Genomic DNA, 25729 nt, shown 5'->3' with positions numbered 1-25729 from the left:
TGACTAATAAGTTAACAAAAGTAGGAATAAGAGTAGGATAAAAGAATTTCCAGCGCTTCTTTTTGAAGCAACATCAGTATGATGTTGACCTATTGTTAATATGATTTTTTGGTAGCTGGATGTTTTCTAACTACTTTTACAATCCTCAAAGATTAGAAATTATGAAAAAACTAATGTTTTTGTTTGTTGCTGGACTATTAAGTTTTGGTATTCAAGCACAAGAAAAGAAAGCCGAAATCACATTTGAATCAGATGTGGTAGATTATGGCGAAGTTGAATATGGTGCAGATGGTGTACGTGAATTTAAATTTACAAACACCGGAGACGATGTTTTGATCGTGGCGAGAGTATATTCTACTTGTGGATGTACAATCCCTGAAAAACCTGAAGATCCTATTCAGCCTGGAGCTAGTGATGTCATTAAAGTAAAGTATGACACAAAACGTCCTGGGCCTATTAGAAAAACGATCACAGTATATACGAACGCGTCTGAAACGCCTTACACCTTAAAAATTAAGGGTAAAGTACTTCCTGAAGCCAGTCCGTTAGAGAAAAAAGGTGACGGTCCCATAAACGGAAACTAGTCCTAAAATCACAAATTTAGAAAGCCACCTTCGGGTGGCTTTTTTTATGTCATTTTTTGAAACTTGTCAAATTGTATTTTCATTGCTAAATGTTCGTTAAGGAGAAGCTATTTTCGCGAAAGCTTATCTATAAACTCTCTTATTTTTTGCATTTTTGCAACGCTAAAAAAATAAAAGAATGCCAGTAATATCTCAAAAGGGGCTTGCAATGCCTCAATCTCCTATACGTAAACTAGTACCCTTTGCGGAAAAGGCAAAATCAAGGGGAATAGCGATTCATCATCTCAACATCGGACAGCCAGATATAAAAACGCCTAAGGGAGCAATAGACGCCGTTAGGAATACAGATTTGCAAGTGCTAGAATACAGTCATAGTGCTGGATTTCAATCCTATAGAAATAAACTTGCAGCCTATTACCAAAAACACGGTATAGAGGTGGGAAGCGAAGATATCATTATATCTACTGGAGGTTCTGAGGCACTATTGTTTGCTATGGGGAGCGTGACAGATCCAGGAGATGAGATTATAATTCCAGAGCCATTTTATGCAAATTATAACGGATTTGCAACAGCAAGTGGGGTAAAAGTTGTTCCTGTTATCTCGACGTTGGATGAAGGTTTTGCACTTCCTCCGATTTCGGATTTTGAAAAGCTAATTACAGGTAAAACCAAGGCAATTGTTATCTGTAATCCTGGTAACCCAACAGGATATTTGTACAGTCAAGAAGAGATACGCCAGCTCGCTGAACTTGTTAAGAAACACGACCTTTTTCTTATTGCAGATGAGGTGTATAGAGAGTTTGCTTATGATGGATTGAAACATCACTCTATAATGGCAGAGCGTGATATCGATGATCACGCAATTATGATAGATTCTGTCTCTAAACGTTTTTCTATGTGCGGTGCGCGTATAGGATGTATCGTTAGTAGAAATAAGGAGCTAATGGCCACGGCAATGAAGTTTGCACAGGCAAGATTGAGCCCACCCACTTTAGCACAGATTGCTGCCGAAGCAGCACTAGATACTCCTCAAACTTATTTTGATGAGGTGATAGCAGAGTATGTTTCTAGAAGAAATACGCTTGTATCGGGCCTTGAAAAAATACCTGGTGTAAAAGTAGCAAAGCCTAAAGGCGCATTTTATTGTATCGCAGAGTTACCCGTAAAAAACGCAGATGCCTTTGCACAATGGTTGTTAGAGTCCTTTGATTATAACGGAAAAACAATTATGGTCGCACCAGCTGCTGGATTTTACAGTAGCGATGGCGTAGGGCTTAACCAGGTGCGTATCGCTTACGTTCTAGAGGAAAAAGCACTTAAAGAGGCTATCGAAATTCTCGCCGTAGCACTACAGCAATACAAAGATTAATGAACATTAAAGAGCACGTTTCTCTTAGAGAGTACAACACATTCGGCATCGACGTTATTGCGAGATACCTTGTGAGTGTACATACTGTGAGTGAACTTAAAAAAGTGCTCGGTCACAAAGAATATAAGAATCCCTTTATCATAAGTGGAGGGAGCAATATGTTACTTACTAAAGACATTGACCGTCTCGTAATTCATTTAGACTTTAAGGGAATGGAGATTGTAGATGATTCTTTTTCTGAGGACGAAGTTTTATTAAGAGTTGCTGGCGGAGAAAACTGGCACGAGTTCGTACTTTATTGTGTCAGTAATAATTTGGGAGGTGTTGAGAATCTCTCACTTATTCCAGGAAATGTGGGAACGTCTCCCATTCAAAATATAGGTGCTTACGGCGTAGAACTAAAGGATGTTTTCCACTCGTGTACAGCGATCCACAGAGAATCTTTTGAAGAAGCCACTTTTTATCTGGAGGATTGCGCTTTTGGCTATCGTGATTCTGTATTTAAGAATACACTTAAGGATAAATACATTATTACTTCAGTAACTTTTAGGTTAACTAAAAAAAACCACATTTTACATACAGAGTATGGTGCTATTTACGATACGCTGGTAGATAGAGGTATTGATGTTCCAACGATAAAAGACGTTTCGGATGCGGTAATAACCATACGAAAGTCTAAACTTCCAGACCCTAGGAAAATAGGAAATAGCGGGAGTTTCTTTAAAAATCCAATTATTTCTCAAAAAGTATTTACACGTTTGCGCAAAAAATTCCCCACCGTTCCATTTTACCCTGTTGCCCAAGATACGGTAAAGGTTCCAGCGGGTTGGCTTATCGAGCAAGCTGGCTTTAAAGGTAAACGCTTTGGGGATGCCGGAGTACACGACAAACAGGCGTTGGTGTTGGTAAATCACGGTAACGCTACAGGAGAAGAGATTTGGAATTTGGCGATACATATTCAGAAAACTGTTGAAGATAAATTTGGACTGCATATTGAGCCAGAGGTAAACGTGATTTGATGTAGCGATGGTGATGAGTACGCTTTCGCGAAAGCGTATTTATACAAAAGTAAACGCTATTCAATTTGCATTTATAAAACATTGATATTTTAGAATCTATCCTCTTTTAGCTTTAAATAGCATTATTCTAAAGAGTTGTTACAAACTCTATGTCGTTCATAATCAATACTAATTTATAGATTTTATGTTTGAGTTAAATAAAAACGAAAATATTTCGTTTCTTATTTAAACGCTGTATATTTAAGTATAGCGAGTAGATTACCCCTAAACTTTTATTCAAACCAACAATCTACATTTTTTGAAACCATTCATCGAAAGACATATCGTTGAGTTGCTCAGAGCTCAAGACGAACGTGCCATAGGTCTCCTATATGACCACTATGCAGACGCACTTTATGGAGTTGCCATTAAAGTTACTAAAGATGACGCACTCGCTCAAGACGTATTGCAGGATGCTTTTGTAAAAATTTGGAAAAATGCTCACAAATATGATGAAGGCAAAGCGAGACTCTTTACCTGGCTTTTTCGAGTAGTTCAAAACACAGCCATAGACGCTATAAGAAGTCGCAAAAGAAAAATGGCTAAAGAAATCCAAACGGACGATTCTAACGTATATCACATACCAACCACGCAACTCGCCATAGAGCATCTAGACATAGAGCATCACGCAAGTGGGCTTGAAGAAAAATACAAGGTGGTTATAGACGCCTTATTTTTTCAAGGAATGACTCAGCAGGAGGCTAGTGATGAGTTAAATATCCCGTTAGGAACTGTAAAGTCACGCCTTAAGATTGGGCTTAGAGAAATGCGTAAGTTGTTTGGAATATTAATTGTTTTAATATCATTATGAATCAGAGAGTAACAACGTTTTTGGAAGGCGATTTGCTAGAACGATACCTTATGGGGACCACCTCCCCTATAGAATCCCAAGAAGTTGAACATTACATTGCTAAATATCCAGAGGTTAAGGAAACCTACAACGAGCTTCAAAAAAACCTTGAAGATTATGCAAGTTCGTATGCTGTAGCAGCTCCCGAAGAGCTTAAAACTTCGATAATGAAATCTATAAAAGCTAAGCCTAAGAAAGAGCGTATTTTTCCTTGGATTGCAGTTGTAGCTTGTGGCGTAGCTGTTATATTTAGTTTTGTTACTTATTTATTTTGGGATCAAAACCAAGCTCTAATGGAAGATCGTTATGTATATAATGAACTTTTAGAACAACTAAGCGACGATATCGTTTCAAATAGAGAATCACTACAATCTGTAGAGGAGCAATTTATGATTCTTAATAGTACGGAAACTCAAAAGTATATTATGCGCGGAAATACTAGAGCGCGTAAATTAGAAATGGTCGCTTACGTAAATGAACTCGAAAAAAAATCTTATGTAAATGTGGTAGCATTACCTGAGTTACCGGATGATCAAGTTTACCAAATGTGGGCAGAGGTAGATGGAAAATTACGTCCGCTAGATATTCTTAAAATGTCAAAAGATAACCTTGTCGAGATTCCTTACCGTGAGCGTATGGCAAGTCTAAACATCACCATCGAACCTAAAGGGGGAAGTAAGGAAACGACAGAAGAAAGTGTGGTGTCTAAGGTAAGTTTCTAAGGGCTGCATACTTTCTTAAAACCTGGCATTTGTGTATCTTTGCACAAAATTGAGGCTATGAAACTTTTCTTAATTGTATTATTATTACTTGCCCTAGGCATCGCAGGAATTGCTATAAAAATATGGGGCAAAAAGGACGGTAAGTTTGCTGGTACTTGTGCGAGTCAGAGCCCTTTTCTTAATAAAGAAGGAGAAGCTTGTGGGATGTGTGGCAAACTACCAGAAGAGATGGGCGACTGTGCTGTAGAGAAACAGTAGGCAATCTTGGAACATCTGTACCCCTACCTATTTTATTTATTTATCATAGTAACCGCTGTAAACGTGTGTTACTATTTCTTTTTTTACAGGTTCGCTTTCGCGAAAGCGAATACCACAAAAGCACTTTCAAAAAATTTAAACCCGGCATTACCACCTATTTCAGTAATCGTCTGCGCAAAAAATGAAGCTGAAAATCTAAAAAAGCATATTCCCAAACTTTTAGAGCAGGATTATCCCGAGTTCCAGATCGTTTTTATAAACGACGCTTCTAGTGACGACACAGAAGAAGTGATGGAACAATTTGCCCTAAGCGATAAGAGAGTGAAGCAGGTAAATGTTGTAAATGTTGAGGCTTTCTGGGGAAATAAAAAATACGCACTCACTTTAGGTGTTAAAGCCGCAGCCTACGAGCACCTTCTCTTTACAGATGCAGATTGTGTTCCAGCTACATCAAATTGGATACGCGAGATGGCCAGAGGTTTTTCACAAGAAAAAGAGATTGTTTTAGGCTACGGAGGTTATGAAAAAGTAAAAGGCTCTTTGCTTAATCAGTTAATACGATATGAGACTCTTTTTACAGCCGTACAATACTTTTCCTACGCAATTGGAGGAAAACCTTATATGGGAGTGGGTAGAAATCTTGCTTACACAACAAACCTTTTTTACGAGCAACGCGGTTTTATTAATCATATTAAAATAAGAAGCGGCGACGACGATCTATTTGTTAATCAGGCAGCTACATCCCAAAATACAACTGCTATTTGGAATTACGAGAGTTTTACGATATCCAAGGCTAAGAAGAGCTACAGAGCCTGGTTTACTCAGAAACGTAGACACGTAAATGTTGCCAAATACTACAAATGGACAGATAAATTTCTTCTAGCAATTTTTTATAGCAGTCAGCTATTATTCTTCCTATCTGCTTTTCTCATATTGTTCACAAGTTTTCAATGGGAGATTTGTTTAGCGATCATAGGCTTGAGATACTTAATTGCTTGGATAGCAGTAGGAGTAAGTGCATATAGGTTACAAGAGAAGGATTGCGCTTGGTTTTTTCCTTTAAACGAATTATTTCTCATTTTTTTTCAATTGAGTATCTTTAGTGCAAACTTGATCTCAAAACCTAATCGTTGGAAATAACTCCCGACAAGATCTTATCAGAAATTAATAAAGCAAAAGAGGGAAAGCAAAGCGCTTTCAGCTTTTTGCTTAATGTGTATTGGAATGAAGTATATGGATTCCAACTCAAGCGCACTCAGAACGAGTACGAGGCCGAGGATATAACCATCCAGAGTTTCTCAAAGGCTTTTGATAAAATTCAAACCTACAAAGAAGAATTTCAATTCAACACCTGGCTTATTGCAATTTCTAAAAATATCCATATTGATATTCTTAGAAAGAAGTCCTCATCCGTACGCTCTCAGACAGATATAAAGGATAAAGATAGAGTCTACAAAGTCCCTGATGAAAACCTAACTGCCGAGGATGCACTTATAAAAGAGCAAAACCTAGCGCAATTACTTAACTACATAAAGATGCTTAAGCCGCATTATCAAGAAATGATAAACTTGCGCTACTTTCAAGAAATGAGCTACAAGGAAATGGCTACATCCTTGGGCGAGCCTATGAATAATGTTAAGGTAAAGCTTCTTAGAGCAAGGCGTCTTCTTGCAGATATTATTAATAAAGTAGAGCGATGACGGGAATCACTTTAAAAAAGTTAGGTCCTGGGCTGCTTTTCGCCGGAGCGGCGATTGGAGTTTCCCACCTTGTACAAAGCACAAGGGCTGGTGCCGATTTTGGATTTGGACTTATCTGGGCATTGTTGCTCATTAATCTTATTAAATATCCATTCTTTCAACTTGGTCCACGGTATGCTGCTGCGACTGGAAATAGCTTACTTGACGGCTATGCCAGTCTAGGTAAAGGTGTCCTGATTACCTATTTAATTCTCACGATTCTCACAATGTTTACCATCCAAACGGCAGTTACTGTTGTGACAGCAGGTCTGGCCGTACAGCTCTTTGGCATTGGACTAGATATCGCTATTTGGAGCGTGGCGATTACATTTCTGTGCGCGATGATTTTGGCAATAGGACGTTATAAGGTTTTAGATAATCTTATGAAAATTATAATAGTTACGTTAACCATTAGTACGATTGTGGCGGTATTCTTTGCTTTTCGCGAAAGCATACAAACACAAGGTATGGGTAATCCTAAAAGTTTGATGCAAATAATTCCTACAGATGCTGCTGGATTGGCTTTTTTAATAGCTTTTATGGGATGGATGCCGGCACCACTCGATATATCTATCTGGCACTCGCTCTGGACACTAGAAAAAGGAAAGACAGAAAAGGGAAGTTTGAGAACTTCGCTGTTCGATTTTAATTTAGGTTATGCGAGTACCATTGTATTGGGTATAGGTTTTCTCACGCTTGGAGCACTTGTAATGTACGGTAGTGGCGAGGCATTTTCTTCTAAGGGCGGAGAGTTTGCTGGTCAGTTAATAAACATGTACACCACAAGTTTAGGAGGTTGGGCTACCATATTTATTGGTATTGCAGCGTTTACAACGATGTTTAGCACAACCCTAACAACGCTGGATGGGTCTCCTATGGCACTTACTAGAGCAAGTCAAATATTAAAAATAGGATCTGGTAAATTTACGTATTTGTTTTGGCTCGTCTCTTTAGTCGTAGGCACTTGTGTGATTTTATTTTTCTTTATGAGTGATATGGGATTTCTAGTTGCGGTTGCTACTATTGTGTCTTTTATTACAGCGCCATTTTACGCGATCTGTAATTATCTAGCTTTCGCAAAAGCTGATATCCCTGAAGAAGCAAAGCTCTCGAATGCAATGAAGATACTTAGCTTATTGAGTATCGTATTGCTCATAGGCTTTAGCGTTTGGTATCTAATTACATTATTTTAATGTCAATTTACAAGCTCCTTTTTTCGTGTCGTAACTAGAACAACTATCTTTGCGGCTTATGCAATTTGACTTACTTACAACAGATGCTGCTTCTCAAGCGAGGGCAGGAAAATTAATTACAGACCACGGTGTAATTGAAACACCTATTTTTATGCCTGTGGGCACGGTGGCTTCTGTAAAAGGTGTGCATCAGAGAGAGTTGAGGGAGGATATCAATCCCGACATTATTTTGGGAAATACCTATCATCTATACTTAAGACCAGGAACAGATATTTTACAGAAAGCTGGCGGGCTGCATAAATTTATGAATTGGGATCGCCCTATTCTCACAGATAGTGGAGGTTTTCAAGTGTATTCCTTATCTGGTCGTCGCAAGATTAGAGAAGAGGGTGTAAAATTTAAATCTCACGTAGATGGGTCTATGCATCTTTTTACGCCAGAAAATGTAATGGAAATCCAGCGACAGATTGGAGCAGATATCATAATGGCCTTTGATGAGTGTACGCCATATCCTTGTGATTATAAGTATGCAAAAAGGTCTATGCATATGACACACCGCTGGCTAGATCGTTGTATCGCTCATTTTGAAAAGACTCCAGCTTTATATGGTTATGATCAAGCATTATTCCCAATTATTCAAGGAAGTACCTATAAAGATTTAAGAAAACAGTCTGCCGAATATATTGCTGAGTCTAATGCTTTTGGAAACGCTATAGGAGGTCTTTCTGTAGGAGAGCCAGCAGAGGAAATGTATGCGATGACTGAAGTTGTTACCGCAGTACTTCCACAAGAGAAACCAAGATATCTTATGGGAGTAGGAACACCTATCAATATATTAGAGAATATCGCGTTAGGTATTGATATGTTTGACTGCGTGATGCCTACACGTAACGCCCGTAATGGGATGCTCTTTACAGCTCACGGCTCTATTAATATTAAGAATAAAAAATGGGAAGATGATTTTTCTCCTATTGATGAGATGGGAATCACGTGGGTAGATACAGAATATAGTAAAGCTTATTTAAGACACTTATTTAAATGTAGTGAGCTTTTAGGGATGCAAATTGCTACAATACATAATCTAGGCTTTTATATGTGGCTAGTACGTGAAGCGCGCAAGCAAATACTTGCGGGAACATTCACAGCTTGGAAAAATATAATGGTAAAACAAATGGACAACCGCCTCTAGTGAAAATTCTCGATTGGTACATATTAAAACGTTACCTCATCACCTTTACGATGATGCTTGTCTTGTTTATCCCTATTATGATTACGGTGAACCTTGCCGAAAAGATTGACAAGATTCTTGAGAATGACGTTCCATTTTTTGAGGTAGCCCGATATTATGGCAATTTTACCATAGTCTTTGCAAATATGCTATTTCCATTTTTCCTTTTTCTTTCGGTCATTTGGTTTACGTCTAAGCTGGCAAATAATACAGAGGTCATCGCCTTTTTAAGTAGTGGTGTGTCTTTTACGCGTTTCTTACGTCCTTATATCATAGGAGCGACAATTGTTTGTGCAGGTGCATTTATTTTGGGAACGTATCTTGCTCCTGGGGCAAACCGGGGTTTTAATGAGTTTAGTTACGAGTATCTCAAGAAGGGTAAAAAGGATAGAGAGACACAAGAAGTCTTCAGGAAAATAAATGATAATGATATTATTTACGTGAGTAGTTTTAGTACCCGTAATAAGACTGGACGTAATTTTACACTAGAACACGTTGAGAATAATGAGCTTATTTATAAAATCTCAGCTAGTAGAATTAAATTCAATCCAGAAGACACTACATATACTCTTAATGGATACGAGAAGCGAGTTATCACGCCAAATGAAGATATACTGATAAGCCAGCGCAAGCTGGATACAACTTTTGCATTTGATATTGAAGACTTAGTACCACTTGCTTACATTGCTGAGACACTAACTACACCAGAATTAAAGGAGTTTATTGCAAAGGAGTCTGCGCGCGGTTCATCTAATATAAACACTTACGAAGTGACTCTCCAAAAGCGGTTTGGACTACCCGTTGCTGCATACATACTTACGATCATAGCAGTTGCTGTTTCCTCTATGAAGCGACGAGGTGGGATGGGTGTAAACCTAGCATTTGGTATATTGATAGCCTGCTCCTTTTTGTTTTTTGATCGTATATTTAGTACAATGGCAGAACAATCTGATTTTAGTCCATTAGTAGCTGTTTGGGCTCCTAATGTATTTTTTGCCATTCTAGCCGCTTATCTGTTGTATCGTGCGAGACGCTAAGCTACAGAGCTACCTTCATTTTCATCTCATTGTTTTTATTTGGGGTTTTACTGCTGTTCTCGGTGCACTTATAAGCATAGATGCAGTTCCTTTGGTATGGTTTAGAATGGGGCTCGCAAGTATTTTTATACTCATATATATAAAATGGAAGGGAATTGAGATTACGCTTTCGCGAAAGGCGTTCTACGGTTTTTCCATAGCAGGAATTGTCATTGCTGTGCACTGGCTCACATTTTTCGGAGCAATAAAAGTTTCTAATGTATCCATAACATTAGCAATGATGAGTACAGGTGCATTTTTTACAGCTTTGCTAGAGCCTATATTTTACAACCGGAAGATAATTTGGTATGAGTTACTTTTTGGACTGATTGTCATCGGGGCGTTGTATATGATTTTCGAAGTAGAACCAGAGTATCGCTTAGGAATTGGACTTGCATTGTTTTCAGCATTTCTGTCAGCAGTATTTACATTGATAAACGGGAAATTTGTTCACAAACATAATCCAACCAAAATATCCTTTTATGAATTGCTTATAGGAACCCTATTTATAACTGGGTATCTCCTTGTAGCGAGTATTACAGGTAGTGCTTTCGCAAAAGCGGACACCACATTCTTGTCAGCGACATTTTTTGATTTATCAAGTAAAGACTGGATGTTTTTAGGTTTACTCGCATCAGTTTGTACAGCGTATGCATTTATTGCATCTGTAAAAGTAATGCGTCACCTTAGTCCTTACACAATTATGCTTACCATAAACCTTGAGCCTGTATATGGCATCGTGCTGGCATTTGTCATTTTGGGCGATAGTGAAAAAATGAGCCCAGAATTTTATTATGGAGCTTTGGTGATTCTAAGTGTTGTGATTGCTAATGGAATTTTAAAGAATAGGCGCAAAGCAAAGCAAAAAAATGCGCTTCAATCCTAATATAAAACCATTATATTTGTAGGCTGAATCCTAACTAACCCTCTTGAAAAGGAAACAAACCGATGGAATATTTAGACTTTGAATTACCCATTAAGGAACTGGAAGAACAACTTGAGAAGTGCGCACTTATAGGCACAGAGAGCGATGTAGACGTAACGCAAACTTGTAAGCAAATCGAGAAAAAACTTGCAGCTACTAAAAAAGATATTTATAAAAACTTAACGGCTTGGCAACGTGTGCAATTATCACGTCACCCTAACCGTCCATATACTCTGGATTACATTAATGCTATTTGTGGAGACACTTTTCTAGAACTTCACGGCGACCGAAATGTAAAAGACGATAAGGCCATGATAGGTGGGCTTGGAAAAATAGATGACCAGTCATTTATGTTCATAGGCCAGCAAAAGGGGTATAATACAAAAACTCGCCAGTACCGTAACTTTGGTATGGCAAATCCAGAAGGATACCGCAAGGCATTGCGTCTAATGAAAAGTGCAGAGAAATTTGGAGTTCCTGTGGTGACTATAATAGATACTCCAGGTGCCTACCCAGGACTAGAAGCAGAGGAGCGTGGTCAGGGAGAAGCCATTGCTCGCAATATTCTTGAGATGACACGCCTTAAAGTACCTATTATAGTTGTGATTATAGGAGAAGGAGCAAGTGGCGGAGCTCTAGGAATAGGTGTGGGAGATAAAGTATTAATGCTAGAAAATACTTGGTATTCTGTAATTTCTCCAGAGTCTTGTTCTTCTATATTATGGAGAAGTTGGGAGTTTAAGGAGCAAGCGGCAGATGCATTAAAGCTTACGGCTAACGATATGAAAAAACAAAAGCTCATAGATGAGATTGTAAAAGAACCATTAGGAGGTGCTCACGCAAACCGCGAAGAGACGTTCCTTACGGTAAAAAAATCAATTCAAAAGGCTTACCAAGAATTTAAAAACTTATCCCCAAAAGATTTAGTAGAAAAAAGGATGGACAAATATTCCCAGATGGGAGTCTTCAAAGGTTAACAAGTGTAAAATCACTTGATACCAAAATCCGAAGTATTTCACTTCGGATTTTTTTACGACTATTAACAATATTCAAGACTTATCCGCTGTTTATTAACAGTGGGTTGTTAAGTATTACGCTTTCGCGAAAGCGTAATAAAAACCAACAATTATATACTTTAGCTCCTCAATGGAACAGACTAAACCAACACCAGCATACAACATCGCCAAAGGGCAAATCATCTCCTTAGAGAAGGGTAAAATACCACCACAAGCACTTGATTTAGAGGTTGTTGTGCTTGGGGCTTTGATGATTGATAAGAAGGGTGTGGATGAGGTAATTGATATTTTGAGCAGTGAGGTTTTCTACAAAGAATCTCATAAACATATCTTTGAGGCCATTAGAATTCTCTTTGAAGAAGGTCAGCCGGTCGACTTATTAACCGTTTCTGAGCAGCTCAAAAAGATGGCAAAGCTAGAGCAAGCGGGAGGTGACTACTATTTGATTCAATTAACACAAAAGGTAGCCTCATCTGCACACATTGAGTACCACGCACGTATCATTTTACAAAAACACATACAGCGCTCGCTCATTAAAATCTCAAATGAAATTATAGAAGAGGCCTATGATGATACGACAGATGTTTTTGACCTGCTCGATAATGCAGAATCAAAGTTGTATGAAGTAACTCAAGGAAACGTAAAACGTTCTTCTGAGAGTGCACAGAGTCTTGTGATACAGGCAAAAAAGAAGATAGAGGAAATTTCAAATAAAGAGGGGCTCTCTGGAATACCAACAGGATTTCACAAAGTAGATGCACTCACCTCTGGATGGCAACCGTCAGATTTAATTATTGTTGCTGCCCGTCCAGGTATGGGTAAAACCGCGATGACACTCACTATGGCACGTAATATGGCGGTAGACCAGAATATTCCCGTTGCGTTTTTCTCTCTGGAGATGTCCTCTGTACAGTTAATTACCCGTTTGATTTCGTCAGAAACGGGCCTTTCGTCTGAAAAGTTACGTACCGGTCAGCTAGAAAAGCACGAGTGGGAACAACTTAATGTGAAAGTGAAGAGCCTGGAGAAAGCACCGCTTTTTATAGACGATACACCGTCGCTATCTATTTTTGACTTACGTGCAAAAGCGCGCAGACTTGCCTCTCAGTTTGGGATCAAGATTATAATGATAGATTACCTGCAACTAATGACTGCTGGAAGCGCTCAAAAAGGTGGCGGAAATCGTGAACAAGAAATCTCGATGATTTCCAGAAACCTTAAAGCGCTGGCAAAAGAACTTGCTGTTCCTGTAATTGCACTTTCACAGCTATCCCGTGCCGTTGAAACCCGTGGAGGAAGCAAACGACCTTTACTTTCGGACCTTCGTGAGTCTGGAGCGATAGAGCAGGATGCAGATATTGTATCGTTCATTTACCGTCCAGAATATTACAAAATAGAGGAGTGGGATGATGAGGAACGCAGCCCAACCGAAGGACAAGGGGAATTTATCGTAGCAAAGCACCGTAATGGTGGTCTCGACAATATCCGACTAAAGTTCGTAGGACACTTAGGTAAATTTGATAACCTCGATGATTTCCATACACCATACGAGTTTCAGAGTTCTCTCAACGCGGCCGCAAACGATGATACCTTTGCACCAGACAGCTTACCTAAAAATCCATTCCCAAGTGCAGATGATGCCTTTGGAGGGCCACAATCGCCATTGCCTCCAGATGATGAGGATGAGGTGCCGTTCTAAATAAGTTTCTTTATAATTAATTAGATATTTTCAACCGCTCTTGCATTTTCAATTTCGATCTCATCTTCCAGGGTGGCACTACTTTTGTCATAACAAATCCGTAATTTACACGTTATAAAAACGCCCGCTTTGGGTTTGGATTTGACTATGAAGAAAATACTATTATTTACGATGTTTGTTTTGGCGTGCGCTTTCGCGAAAGCGTCCTACATCCTCATTCCTATGGATGTCGAGAGTCAAAAGGAACACCTCAAGGCTTATGGAATCACCTACTGGTCACTCGACCAAAACCTTAAAGTAAAGTGGCTTCTTAATTATAGAGGGGGCTCTTTTTTACTTCCAGATACAGAAGACATACGTAGAGAATGCACCATACGCGGTGTTTCCTATGAAGTCTTGTCTGACAATGCCACCGAGCAAATCCTTACCGAAATAAGTAGTCCTTCCCAAAATATGGAGGCAGTTATTTTAGAAAAGGCTCCCAAGATTGCGGTTTACACACCAGACAGTAAAGTGCCCTGGGATGATGCCGTAACTATGGTTCTTACATACGCAGAGATTCCATACACCACCATTTATGATGAAGCAGTACTAGACGACCAGTTGATTTTATACGATTGGCTACACCTGCATCACGAGGATTTTACAGGACAGTATGGTAAATTTTATGCAAACTATCGAGCGGCGCCGTGGTATATTGAAGAAAAGAAAAATGCCGAGGCGCTCGCTAGTAAATTAGGATACAGTAAAGTGTCCGAAGAAAAACGAGATGTATCCTTAAAAATAAGAGACTATGTCGTGGGAGGTGGTTTTATGTTTGCAATGTGTAGTGCCACAGACAGTTTTGATATTGCCCTTGCAGCCGAAGGTGTAGACATTTGTGAGCCTATGTTTGATGGTGATGCTTCAGATCCAGATTATCAGTCGCGTATTGATTTTGGAAAAACATTTGCTTTTAAGGATTTTGTTCTGGAGCGCTCACCTATGGTGTATGAGTTTTCGTCCATTGATATGACGCGCAAGCGCCGCATTCCTTTTGAGACGGATTATTTTACACTAAAGGATTACAGTGCAAAATGGGATCCTATCCCAACGATGCTGTGTCAAAACCACACAGCCCTAGTAAAAGGTTTTATGGGACAAACAACATCCTATGATGCTGAGAGTATCAAATCAAATGTGCTTATAATGGGTGAGAATAAAACAAATGGTGAAGCACGCTACATTCACGGGATTAAAGGAAAAGGTTTCTTTACCTTTTACGGAGGTCACGACCCAGAAGATTATCAACATAGGGTAGGAGACCCAAAAACGGAGTTGGAGTTGCATCCTAATTCGCCAGGATATAGGCTAATCCTAAACAATGTTTTGTTTCCTGCGGCTAGAAAGAAAAAGCAGAAAACGTGATTCGGAGCTTCTCATATATCTTAGGAATTTTATGCTCCTTTTTATGTGTTTCGGCGGGCGCACCTCCAGAACGATTAGCTTGGGACGAAGATCGTATATTGACTTGGAATGATTTTAAGGGAGCGCCTCAAACGGTAGATGGTTTTGCTGCGAGCAGCAGTACTGGAATATCGCAGGCTTATGAAATAGATAGTGAAGGGTATCTGAATAAACCTGGAACAAAAGTTACCGCACATTTCTATCCAGAATTTTCGTGGTACCAGACTAAGGATACTTCAGACCACTTACTTAACCACGAGCGCGCTCATTTTGATATTACAGAGATATACGCCCGCAAACTCAGAGAGCGTATCTTAGAATTTAAGTTTACATCAAACTCTAAAGCTGAAATACAAGCCCTGTACAATCAGGTAGAAAAAGAGCGGCAGGCGATGCAACAGCAGTTTGACCTAGAAACCAATCACTCGCGAAATCATAGTCAGGAGCTCGCTTGGCACAAGGAAATCTACAAGATGCTGGAAGAGTACTGGGTATATACGGAGTAAAAGATTTAATCCAAAAAAAAGTCCCAAATTGCGCAAGGCAATTTGGGACTTTTAATTTTCGTCTAACGTCTAACGTCTAACGTCTAACGTCTAACGTCTAACGTCTAACGTCTAGTGTCTAGTTGTAAAATGGAATCTGTACACGTGCATTTCCCCACGCGCCTACGAGATGAGCACCTTTATCTACTGGCATAAATTCCATACCAAAATATTCTATAGATTCATCGGCTGTTTCTACGGGCACAGTAATACGGGCCACATCGTTCTTTTCATTGTAAAAATATGATCCCCAAACGTTGAGATCTTTGTTAAGAATGATTGTCCATTCCTTGCCCTGCGGAATCGCATACATAGTGTATGTTCCAGCTTGTACAGGTGTTGTTCCAAGCTTCATATCCTTATAAAGAGTAACCTCTACCGCTTCGTTAGCGCCCATTCTCCATACTTTTCCTTCTGGAGCGAGGGTTGCTAGTTCACGTCCTTTTAATTGCGGACGGCTATACGTTACTTTTATGAGCTTGTTGGAATCCTTGTAGTCTTTAGGAAAAGACGCCTGATCCATTGGGCTCTTGTCTACTTTAAAATCTTGTGCGTTCATTGAAGGTGCTGCAAAAAATGCTGCGGCTACTACCGCTAGTGTCAATAATTTTTTCATAATGAGTTTTTAATTTAATCGATTAAAATTAGTGTTATTATGGCGGAATACTGTTAATTAAAATGTAACATTCCACAATGATAGGACGCAACTCTTAATCTAAACTTACAGAGTGGTGGTTTTTTACGCTTTCACGAAAGCGTAACCCTTCATATTTTCTTTATAATTCAAATTTAAGTTTACAAATGAAAGGATATTGAAATAATAGTTGCTCAAATGAAACTATAAATACATCTTTGACCTATAAAACTATTAAAAACTAGAAATTATGTGTGGAATTGTATGTGCTTTTGACCTAAAACAGGAAGCCTCAACCTTACGCCCCCAGCTATTAGAAATGTCTAAAAAAATTCGCCACAGAGGGCCGGATTGGAATGGGGTGTACGATAATGAAAAAGCCATTCTTACCCACGAGCGCCTTGCGATTGTCGATCCAGCTTCTGGTAAACAACCGTTACTGAGTAAAGACGGAAGTCTCGTACTCGCTGCCAATGGCGAAATATACAATCACCTAGAGCTGCGCAAGACACTTAAAGGTGATTATGAATTTCAGACAGAATCTGACTGTGAGATTATACTTGCTTTATACAAGGAAAAGGGTCACAACTTTTGTGATGATTTGAACGGTATTTTTGGATTTGCACTTTATGATGCGGAGAAGGATGAATATTTCGTAGCCCGTGATCATATGGGAATCATTCCCTTATACATAGGGTGGGATCAGCACGGAACATTTTATGTTGCTTCGGAGTTAAAAGCTCTGGAAGGTGTGTGTTCTAAAATCGAACTTTTTCCTCCAGGTCACTATATGTCAAGTGTGGATGGCGAATTTAAACGCTGGTATACCCGCGACTGGATGGAGTATGACAATGTGAAGGATAATGAGACAAGTATAGATGAGTTGCACGATGCACTTGCTGCTTCTGTAAAACGTCAGTTAATGAGTGATGTGCCTTACGGTGTGTTGCTTTCTGGCGGACTGGATTCCTCAATTACCAGTGCACTCGCCAAATTATATGCAGATAAGCGCGTAGAATCTGGAGATACTCAGGCAGCGTGGTGGCCACAGTTGCACTCATTTAGCATAGGTCTAGAAGGATCGCCAGACCTTGCAGCCGCACAAATTGTTGCAAAGGAAATAGGAACGGTACACCACGAAATTAAGTTTACAATACAAGAAGGACTGGACGCAATACGCGATGTGATTTATCACTTAGAGACGTACGATATTACCACGATTAGAGCTAGCACGCCAATGTATCTTATGGCGCGTGTCATCAAATCGATGGGTGTAAAAATGGTGCTCTCTGGAGAAGGGGCAGATGAAATCTTTGGTGGATATCTGTATTTCCACAAGGCACCAAATGCTAAAGAATTTCACGAGGAAACCGTGCGTAAATTGGACAAATTACATATGTACGATTGCTTACGCGCAAATAAATCGCTAGCTGCTTGGGGAATTGAGGGGCGTGTCCCATTTTTAGACAAAGAATTTATGGATGTGGCAATGCGTCTCAACCCACAAGATAAAATGATTACAAAAGAACGTCGTGGGATGGAAAAGTGGGTACTGCGTAAAGCCTTTGAAAAATACTTGCCAGAAAGCGTTGCCTGGAGACAAAAAGAGCAATTTTCAGACGGTGTAGGATACAGCTGGATAGATACACTCAAGGAAGTGGTGGATGCCGCGGTAAGCAATACCCAAATGGAGAATGCACATCATAAATTCCCGATTCACACCCCGCAGAACAAGGAGGAGTTTTATTACAGAAGTATTTTTGAAGAGCATTTCCCAAGTGACGCGGCTGCGCTTTGTGTACCGTCTGTACCTTCGGTAGCGTGCAGTACTCCTATTGCGCTGGAATGGGATGAGGCCTTTAAAAATATGAACGACCCATCCGGAAGAGCCGTTGCGTTTGTGCACGATGATGCATATTAATATATAATCCCCCAGTTTTTATACTGAGCCTGACACGTTTTTAAGATGTGTCAGGCTTCTTGTTTTGGTGTGGTTTTTGACTTAATAGTACGAGGTTTAATTATGGGAGTTACGCTTTCGCGAAAGCGTAAAAAACAACATCCAAAACACTATTTATTTTAGCATTAAAAACGTAGGCACATAGCCCTATACTTTTTCCACAGTTTGTTAATAACTTCAAGGGTTTACGAGGGATTACATCGGCATTCTGGAAGGGCATTGACTATATTTGTTTTTAGACAAAAAAACAGCCATTAACTAAGATTTTTTATATGAGCGAAGAGGCGAATAAGAAACAATATTCTGCAGACAGTATCCAGGCCCTTGAGGGAATGGAACACGTGCGTATGCGTCCATCGATGTATATCGGTGATGTGGGAACACGTGGACTGCACCATTTGGTTTATGAGGTGGTGGATAACTCCATCGACGAGGCGATGGGTGGATATTGTGACACCATAGAAGTAACTATAAATGAAGACAACTCGGTCACGACGCGAGATAATGGTCGTGGTATTCCCGTAGGAATTCATAAAAAAGAAGGCGTTTCTGCACTTCAGGTTGTAATGACCAAGATTGGAGCGGGAGGAAAATTTGATAAAGATTCCTATAAGGTTTCTGGTGGATTACACGGGGTAGGGGTATCGTGTGTAAATGCACTGTCAAACCACCTTACCGCAACGGTTTATAAAGAAGGTAAAATTTACCGACAAGAGTACGAGAGAGGTAAAGCGATGTACCCAGTTAAGGTCATAGGCGATACTGAATTCACGGGTACAGAAGTTACTTTCTTACCGGACGATACTATTTTCCAGCAAACAACAGAGTACAATTACGATACGCTAGCATCTCGTATGCGTGAACTCGCTTATCTTAATAAAGGAATCACGGTAACGCTTACAGACAAGCGTCAGACGGATGAAAAAGGCGAGTTTGTTTCTGAAACTTTCCATAGTGATGAAGGGCTGGCAGAGTTTGTACGTTTTCTGGATGGTAACCGTAACCCAATTATAGGTAGCGTTATCTCTATGGAAGGAGAGAAAAACGGAGTGCCTGTTGAGGTTGCAATGATCTATAATGATAGTTACTCTGAGAATCTACATTCTTATGTGAACAATATCAATACGCACGAGGGAGGAACACATCTTGCAGGTTTCCGCCGTGGTTTGACGGGTTCCCTTAAGAAGTTTGCAGATGCATCGGGAATGCTGGACAAACTCAAGTTTGACATTGCTGGAGATGACTTTAGAGAAGGGCTTACTGCAATTATTTCTGTAAAAGTACAAGAGCCTCAATTTGAAGGGCAGACGAAGACAAAACTGGGTAACCGTGAAGTGACCAGTGCTGTTTCTCAGGCTGTGGCAGAGATGATTGAGATTTACATGGAAGAAAACCCGAACGATGCTAAAACCATTGTTCAGAAGGTGATTCTTGCGGCTCAAGCACGTCACGCAGCAAAGAAAGCCAGGGAGATGGTGCAACGTAAGACGGTAATGAGTATAGGTGGGCTACCTGGAAAATTATCCGACTGTTCTGAAACTGACCCATCTTTATGTGAAGTATTCCTTGTCGAGGGAGATTCGGCAGGGGGAACGGCAAAACAAGGTCGTAATCGTGAGTTTCAAGCAATTTTACCATTACGTGGTAAAATCCTGAACGTAGAAAAAGCAATGGTGCATAAGGTTTTTGAGAATGAAGAAATCAAGAATATCTTTACTGCACTAGGAGTAACGATAGGAACCGAAGAGGACAGTAAAGCACTGAATCTTTCAAAACTACGCTATCACAAAGTAGTCATCATGTGTGATGCCGATGTGGATGGTAGTCACATTTCTACGCTTATCCTGACTTTCTTCTTTAGGTATATGCGTGAGCTTGTTGAGAACGGAAATGTTTACATCGCGACACCGCCATTATATCTCGTTAAAAAAGGACAGAAAAAACAATATGCTTGGAACGATAAAGAACGCGACGCCATTGCAGATAGTTATGCTGGTGGCGTGTCTGTACAACGTTACAAGGGTCTTGGAGAGATGAATGCAGAGCAATTGTGGGATACCACGATGAATCCAGAATTCAGAACATTACGTCAGGTAACCATAGATAATGGTACAGAGGCGGACCGTATTTTCTCAATGCTTATGGGCGATGAGGTACCACCTCGTCGTGAGTTTATCGAGAAGAACGCGATTTATGCAAATATTGATATCTAATTTGAGGATATCTTCTTAATTCTAAAGAAACCACTTTGAGTAATCTAGGTGGTTTTTTTTATGCCTTTCGGCGAAAGGGTTAACAGGAATTTACCACTTCATTTTAACATAAATAGGTTGAGATATCGTATTTTCGCGACAGCGTAAAAGCTATTAAAATCAAACCATAACATTTAAAAATAAATCCAATGAAAGTAACTGTAGTAGGTGCTGGAGCTGTAGGTGCCAGTTGTGCAGAGTATATTGCCATCAAGAATTTTGCGAGTGAAGTAGTATTGTTAGACATAAAAGAAGGCTTTGCCGAAGGTAAGGCGATGGATCTTATGCAAACGGCTTCCTTAAACGGTTTTGACACTAAGATTACAGGAACTACTGGAGATTATTCTAAAACTGCAGGTAGCGATATAGCGGTAATTACCTCTGGAATTCCTAGAAAACCGGGAATGACTCGTGAGGAGCTTATCGGAATCAATGCAGGTATTGTAAAAGAAGTATCATCAAATATTGTAAAGCATTCTCCAGACGTGATTCTTATTGTGGTTTCTAACCCGATGGACACGATGACTTATCTGGCTAGCAAAGTAACTGGACTTCCTAAGCACCGTATCATCGGTATGGGAGGAGCGCTAGACAGTGCACGTTTCAAGTACCGTCTTGCCGAAGCTCTAGAAGCACCTATCTCTGATGTAGATGGAATGGTAATAGGTGGTCACTCTGATAAAGGAATGGTGCCGTTAACTAGGCTTGCGACTCGTAACAGTGTCCCTGCTTCTGAATTTATTTCTGAGGAGCGTCTTATGCAAGTAATGGAAGACACTAAGGTGGGTGGAGCGACACTTACGAAGCTTTTAGGAACTTCGGCTTGGTACGCGCCAGGTGCTGCGGTTTCTGGACTTGTTCAGGCTATCGCTTGTGATCAAAAGAAGATTTTCCCTTGTTCAGTAGTTCTAGACGGAGAATACGGACTTTCTGATCTTTGTATCGGAGTTCCTGTTGTTCTGGGAAGAAACGGAATCGAAAAAATAGTAGAGATTAACCTAGATGCTGTTGAAAAAGCAAAACTTGCCGAGAGTGCAGAAGGTGTAAAAGCTACAAATGCGCTTCTTGATGCGTAATTAATTCTCATAGAAATTTTAAAGGCCACCTTAATCGGTGGCCTTTTCGTTTTATAAAGGTTTCTCGAATTGCTTTTTTTGTAGTGGGTTCTGAGTACGCTTTCGCGAAAGCGTTAAAATTATAAAAATCAGTGAATTAGCCAGTTATGATTTGTTGAATAAGTATAAAAATAATATTGGCTACTATAGTTTGAAATCCTATATTTGCACGTTTTGAACACTAGGCACTTGAAAAATTTGTGGTTTTACAGTGGTTTACTCTTTGTCCTCACCATTCTTGGAATAGGTGGAGAACAAGCCGTTGCACCTAATCAGGTTGTTGTCATTCAATTTGCTGATACTGAGATTTCGGCAGAAGAAACTCAAGAAACGATAGGTAGGATTAAAAGTCAGCTTGAGGGCATTGCAGTTTCAAACATACAGTTGGAAGATCAAGGTAATGGTAGTCTTAAGCTTACCTATTACAGTGATATTCCGGTACCCCAAATACATAAGCTACTTTTACAGGAGCAAGCACTTTCTTGCACACTGACTGCAGATGAAGATCATAATTTCCCGATCGACGAAGAGGAACGCGTTTATCAAATAGGCGTTCAGAAAATACAAGACGTTGAAGGCTTTGCGGGAACAAAAAGTGGTGTTCTTGAATTGAAATCTGAAATAGCCCGTTTCTCTAATCCTAAAATATACGGATCTGTACAGACGCTGTTTGTAACTAAGATTATAGATATTACAAATGAGAACCACATCATTTATCCAGATGTGGCAAGCTGTATTTTAACTACTTCATACAATATTCCAGAAGTAAGGGCTGGTCCACGGGCTTAAAAATAATCTAATTGCAAGTCTCATAAGTAATTTGAGTTGCTCTTTTCTGGAGCAGAAAACCTGCAGTTAGACCACAATCAATAACCAAAACAATTTATTTAATAGTAATTCAGTAATCAGAGTAGGGTTAGGGGAATCAATGTTTCCTTAACAATGTATCTGGTAACTTCTAAAAATCAAAAAATGCAGAATAAAGGACTCATTAGAGTATTTGCAATAGTTTTTGGATTGGTATGTATTTACCAACTTTCATTTACTTATTTCACAAATCAAGCAGAAACAAAGGCAGACGCTTGGGCAGAAACAAAGGCACAAGGAAACTCAGAACTTAAAGAAGTTTTTGAGCGTAATTATCTAGACAGTATCGGTGAAGACCCCATAATGTTAGGAATTACTTACAACGAAGCAAAGAAAAAGGAACTTAATAAAGGTCTTGACCTTAAGGGAGGAATAAACGTAATTCTCCAAATTTCAATACGCGATATCTTAACAGGCCTCGCAAACGATTCTAAAGACCCGGCATTCATTGCTGCACTAGATAGCGCAGATGAACGTCAGAAAGATGGTCAGAACACATACTTAGAAGACTTTGTTGCTGCTTTTGAAGCAAACGGAGGTTCAGATGCTGGTCTCGCGAGTCCTACTATTTTCTCTAATCTAGTGATGGGAGATAAGGTTACAAACACGATGACCAATGATGAGGTGCAAGTAAAGTTAAAGACTGAAATTGACGAGTCTATTGCTTCTGCTTTTGAAACACTTCGTAATCGTATAGATAAATTTGGTGTAACGCAACCTAATATCCAGAGTTTAGGTGAGAATGGACGAATTCTTGTAGAGCTTCCAGGAGCTAAGGATATGGAGCGTATTACGGCATTACTTGAGCGTAAGGCACAACTTGAGTTTTACGACGCAGTAGGTGCAGGCCAGGTTATTCCTTATTTAGTAGATGTAAATGAAATTCTCAAAAAGACCGAAGTAACATCAGAAGAGGAAGAAGCTTTAACTCAAACGGATTCTACTGACAATGCAGTAGATGACCTTCTTGAAGGAGCAGATGAGGAAGAAGAGGTTTCTAACCCACTTTTTGAAATTTTTAGCCCTAATATTTATTACACACAGCAGCCTAGTCTTGCAAATCTCGGTAGTGCGCTTACCAGAGATATCCCTATAATCACAGAATATCTTAACAGAGCAGATATACGTCGTGCACGTCCTAATGCTCTACGTTATGCAAAATTTGTATGGGGTAAGCCAGTAGTAAATAAAGAAACAGGAGATGAGGTGGCTTCACTTTATGCTTTACAATCTAACCGTAGCGGAACTCCAGTAATGAGTGGAGATGTGGTAAGTGGTGCTCGTCAGGATTTCTCTCAAAGTGGAGAAGTGGTAGTAAACGTACAATTTGAAGGTCAAGGCGTAAACCAATGGGCTAAAATAACAAAGCTATCTAGCCAGAACCAAACAGGTATCGCTATTGTATTAGACGACGTAGTATACTCTGCTCCGGTTGCTAGTGAAGAAATAGGTGGCGGTAACACACAGATTTCTGGAAGCTTTAGCGTTTTAGAAGCACAAGATCTTGCAACAGTTCTTAAAGCTGGTAAACTTCCAGCATCTGCAACTATTATTCAAGCAGAGGAAATAGGACCGTCATTAGGGCAGGAAGCTATCGATAGCGGTATCCTTTCTTTCTTGATCGCTCTTGCATTTGTATTATTATGGATGGTTTTCTATTATGGAAAAGCTGGTCTATTTGCAGATATCGCACTTGCAGTAAACATTTTATTCATCTTTGGAGTACTTGCAGGACTTGGTGCTGTATTAACCCTTCCTGGTATTGCGGGTATCGTACTTACCATTGGTATGTCGGTAGATGCAAACGTACTTATCTTTGAACGTATTAAAGAAGAGTTACGTAAAGGGAAGTCTCAGAAAGATGCGATTAAAGATGGTTTTAATAATGCACTATCTTCTATTCTTGATGCAAACATTACTACATTCTTAACAGCATTGATTCTTTTCCTTTTCGGAACAGGACCAGTACAAGGATTTGCAACCACTCTTATGATCGGTATTGCAACCTCATTATTCTGTGCAATTTTTATTACACGTCTATTTATAGATGGATACGGTAAAAATGGAAAGTCATTAGAGTTTGCTACGGGAATGACCAAGAATCTGTTTGTAAACAACAATATCGACTTTTTAGGAAAGCGCAAGATTGCTTATGCAATATCTGGACTTTTAATCTTAGGAGGAATTGCTTCACTTGCAACTTCTGGACTTGATGCAGGTATTGACTTTGTAGGAGGTCGTACATACACGGTACGTTTTGACCAAGCAATGGATGCCTCTCAAGTTGAGAATACGGTTGTTGAGGCTTTTGGTAGTGCAGATGTAAAAACATTTGGGACAGACGATCAACTTAAGATTACTACGAAGTACCGTATCGACGAGACAGGTGCAGATGTAGATAATGAAGTAGAGCGTGAGTTGTTTACTGCGATTAAGACATATTTACCAGCAGATATGACGTACGACCAGTTCAGTAAGTCTACAGATGACAAGACTGTTGGAAAAATGCAATACTATATGGTAGGACCTACGATTGCAGATGATATTAAGACCGGCGCACTTTGGGCTGTAATAGGATCACTCATCGTAGTATTCTTATATATCCTATTACGTTTCCGCAGATGGCAGTTCTCTCTGGGAGCGGTTGCAGCGGTATTCCACGATGTATTGTTAGTATTGGGAGTATTCTCAATCTTCAAAAGCATCATGCCATTTGATATGGAAATTGACCAAAACTTTATCGCAGCGATCTTGACCGTGATTGGTTACTCGCTCAATGATACCGTGGTAGTATTTGACCGTATCCGTGAGTATATCAAGGAACACGGTAGCACAAGAGGTTTCGGTAAATTGATCAATCAGGCATTAAACAGTACGTTAAGTCGTACGCTCAATACTTCGGTAACGACCTTAATCGTACTTCTAGCAATTTTCTTCCTAGGTGCACCATCCATACGCGGGCTTATGTTTGCGTTAATCGTAGGTGTTCTTGTAGGTACGTACTCGTCATTGTTCATCGCAACACCAGTGATGTTTGATACGGTACAGAAGAAAGGATTGAAAGAAGACAAAGAAGAAGAGGAAGAAGCTTAATACTTCTCTAAATTGAATATGGAAAACCCGTTACAGCGATGTTGCGGGTTTTTTGTTTTTACGCTTTCGCGAAAGCGGAATCATCAACTCACATACTGGC

General features: G+C 39.7%; 23 protein-coding genes. 21 read left to right on the top strand and 2 right to left on the bottom strand.

The genetic code is table 11. The features are described 5' to 3' along the window. The first annotated feature begins 161 nt into the window (after positions 1–161). The 16 genes from EAX61_RS00460 (at position 162) to EAX61_RS00385 (ending at position 15669) form a co-directional block, all read left to right on the top strand. Positions 162–584, top strand: coding sequence for a DUF1573 domain-containing protein (locus EAX61_RS00460; RefSeq protein ID WP_121915688.1), 423 nt, complete (start codon positions 162–164; stop codon positions 582–584). A gap of 178 nt (positions 585–762) precedes the next feature. Beyond that, complete coding sequence (locus tag EAX61_RS00455) at positions 763–1953, top strand: pyridoxal phosphate-dependent aminotransferase (RefSeq protein WP_121915687.1); 1191 nt, start codon at positions 763–765, stop codon at positions 1951–1953. Then, positions 1953–2972 (top strand): UDP-N-acetylmuramate dehydrogenase, encoded by a 1020-nt coding sequence (gene murB, locus EAX61_RS00450; RefSeq protein WP_121915686.1) that lies wholly within the window; start codon positions 1953–1955, stop codon positions 2970–2972. The genes EAX61_RS00455 and murB overlap by 1 nt, the downstream gene beginning before the upstream one ends. 298 nt (positions 2973–3270) lie before the next feature. Next, complete coding sequence (locus EAX61_RS00445) at positions 3271–3822, top strand: RNA polymerase sigma factor (RefSeq protein WP_121915685.1); 552 nt, start codon at positions 3271–3273, stop codon at positions 3820–3822. Beyond that, positions 3819–4583, top strand: coding sequence for an anti-sigma factor (locus EAX61_RS00440; RefSeq protein WP_121915684.1), 765 nt, complete (start codon positions 3819–3821; stop codon positions 4581–4583). Before EAX61_RS00445 ends, EAX61_RS00440 begins: the two co-directional genes overlap by 4 nt. 57 nt (positions 4584–4640) lie before the next feature. Further along, positions 4641–4841, top strand: a complete 201-nt coding sequence (locus EAX61_RS00435) for a membrane or secreted protein (protein ID WP_121915683.1) — start codon at positions 4641–4643, stop codon at positions 4839–4841. 6 nt (positions 4842–4847) lie between these two features. After that, positions 4848–5981 (top strand): glycosyltransferase, encoded by a 1134-nt coding sequence (locus EAX61_RS00430; protein ID WP_347337915.1) that lies wholly within the window; start codon positions 4848–4850, stop codon positions 5979–5981. Beyond that, positions 5972–6541, top strand: a complete 570-nt coding sequence (locus EAX61_RS00425; RefSeq protein ID WP_121915682.1) for an RNA polymerase sigma factor — start codon at positions 5972–5974, stop codon at positions 6539–6541. The genes EAX61_RS00430 and EAX61_RS00425 overlap by 10 nt, the downstream gene beginning before the upstream one ends. After that, on the top strand, positions 6538–7773 hold the full coding sequence (locus EAX61_RS00420) for an Nramp family divalent metal transporter (protein WP_121915681.1): 1236 nt from the start codon (positions 6538–6540) through the stop codon (positions 7771–7773). Before EAX61_RS00425 ends, EAX61_RS00420 begins: the two co-directional genes overlap by 4 nt. Positions 7774–7831: 58 nt before the next feature. Beyond that, the gene (tgt, locus tag EAX61_RS00415) at positions 7832–8962 is read left to right on the top strand and encodes a tRNA guanosine(34) transglycosylase Tgt (RefSeq protein ID WP_121915680.1); all 1131 of its coding nucleotides are present in this window, start codon (positions 7832–7834) and stop codon (positions 8960–8962) included. After that, on the top strand, positions 8962–10038 hold the full coding sequence (locus EAX61_RS00410; protein ID WP_121915981.1) for an LptF/LptG family permease: 1077 nt from the start codon (positions 8962–8964) through the stop codon (positions 10036–10038). Before tgt ends, EAX61_RS00410 begins: the two co-directional genes overlap by 1 nt. Next, positions 10025–10963: a DMT family transporter gene (locus EAX61_RS00405; protein WP_121915679.1), complete on the top strand. Its 939-nt coding sequence runs from the start codon at positions 10025–10027 to the stop codon at positions 10961–10963. Before EAX61_RS00410 ends, EAX61_RS00405 begins: the two co-directional genes overlap by 14 nt. Before the next feature lie 62 nt (positions 10964–11025). Further along, the gene (locus tag EAX61_RS00400; RefSeq protein WP_121915678.1) at positions 11026–11979 is read left to right on the top strand and encodes an acetyl-CoA carboxylase carboxyltransferase subunit alpha; all 954 of its coding nucleotides are present in this window, start codon (positions 11026–11028) and stop codon (positions 11977–11979) included. A 169-nt stretch (positions 11980–12148) separates the two neighbouring features. Further along, positions 12149–13717, top strand: a complete 1569-nt coding sequence (gene dnaB, locus EAX61_RS00395; RefSeq protein ID WP_121915677.1) for a replicative DNA helicase — start codon at positions 12149–12151, stop codon at positions 13715–13717. Between the two features lie 147 nt (positions 13718–13864). Next, entirely contained in the window at positions 13865–15124 is a 1260-nt protein-coding gene (locus tag EAX61_RS00390) for an asparagine synthetase B (RefSeq protein ID WP_236641958.1), read from the top strand. Further along, positions 15121–15669, top strand: a complete 549-nt coding sequence (locus EAX61_RS00385; RefSeq protein ID WP_121915675.1) for a DUF922 domain-containing protein — start codon at positions 15121–15123, stop codon at positions 15667–15669. Before EAX61_RS00390 ends, EAX61_RS00385 begins: the two co-directional genes overlap by 4 nt. A gap of 118 nt (positions 15670–15787) precedes the next feature. On the opposite strand, the gene EAX61_RS00380 is transcribed toward EAX61_RS00385, so the two are convergent. Then, positions 15788–16324 (bottom strand): DUF2911 domain-containing protein, encoded by a 537-nt coding sequence (locus EAX61_RS00380; protein ID WP_121915674.1) that lies wholly within the window; start codon positions 16322–16324, stop codon positions 15788–15790. Positions 16325–16592: 268 nt separating this feature from the next. On the opposite strand from EAX61_RS00380, the gene asnB reads away from it, so the two are divergent. Further along, positions 16593–18263, top strand: coding sequence for an asparagine synthase B (gene asnB / locus EAX61_RS00375; RefSeq protein ID WP_121915673.1), 1671 nt, complete (start codon positions 16593–16595; stop codon positions 18261–18263). A gap of 109 nt (positions 18264–18372) precedes the next feature. Here asnB and EAX61_RS16375 read toward each other — a convergent pair whose 3' ends face one another. Further along, on the bottom strand, positions 18373–18522 hold the full coding sequence (locus tag EAX61_RS16375) for a hypothetical protein (RefSeq protein WP_161555141.1): 150 nt from the start codon (positions 18520–18522) through the stop codon (positions 18373–18375). 52 nt (positions 18523–18574) lie between these two features. On the opposite strand from EAX61_RS16375, the gene gyrB reads away from it, so the two are divergent. The 4 genes from gyrB to secDF all read left to right on the top strand — a co-directional run bounded on the left by gyrB (position 18575) and on the right by secDF (position 25629). Continuing rightward, a complete protein-coding gene (gyrB, locus tag EAX61_RS00370; RefSeq protein WP_121915672.1) occupies positions 18575–20515 on the top strand; it encodes a DNA topoisomerase (ATP-hydrolyzing) subunit B in 1941 nt (646 codons plus the stop codon). 188 nt (positions 20516–20703) lie between these two features. Then, complete coding sequence (mdh, locus tag EAX61_RS00365; RefSeq protein ID WP_121915671.1) at positions 20704–21630, top strand: malate dehydrogenase; 927 nt, start codon at positions 20704–20706, stop codon at positions 21628–21630. A gap of 228 nt (positions 21631–21858) precedes the next feature. Continuing rightward, positions 21859–22458, top strand: coding sequence for a hypothetical protein (locus EAX61_RS00360; protein ID WP_121915670.1), 600 nt, complete (start codon positions 21859–21861; stop codon positions 22456–22458). A gap of 183 nt (positions 22459–22641) precedes the next feature. Beyond that, positions 22642–25629 (top strand): protein translocase subunit SecDF, encoded by a 2988-nt coding sequence (gene secDF, locus EAX61_RS00355; protein WP_121915669.1) that lies wholly within the window; start codon positions 22642–22644, stop codon positions 25627–25629. The last annotated feature ends 100 nt before the right edge of the window (positions 25630–25729 follow it).

It is taken from the genome of Dokdonia sinensis (assembly GCF_003688895.1).
Lineage (GTDB): Bacteria > Bacteroidota > Bacteroidia > Flavobacteriales > Flavobacteriaceae > Dokdonia > Dokdonia sinensis.
The sequence above is the reverse complement of the archived record's forward strand: the minus strand, read 5'-3'. Positions and strand labels throughout refer to the sequence as shown.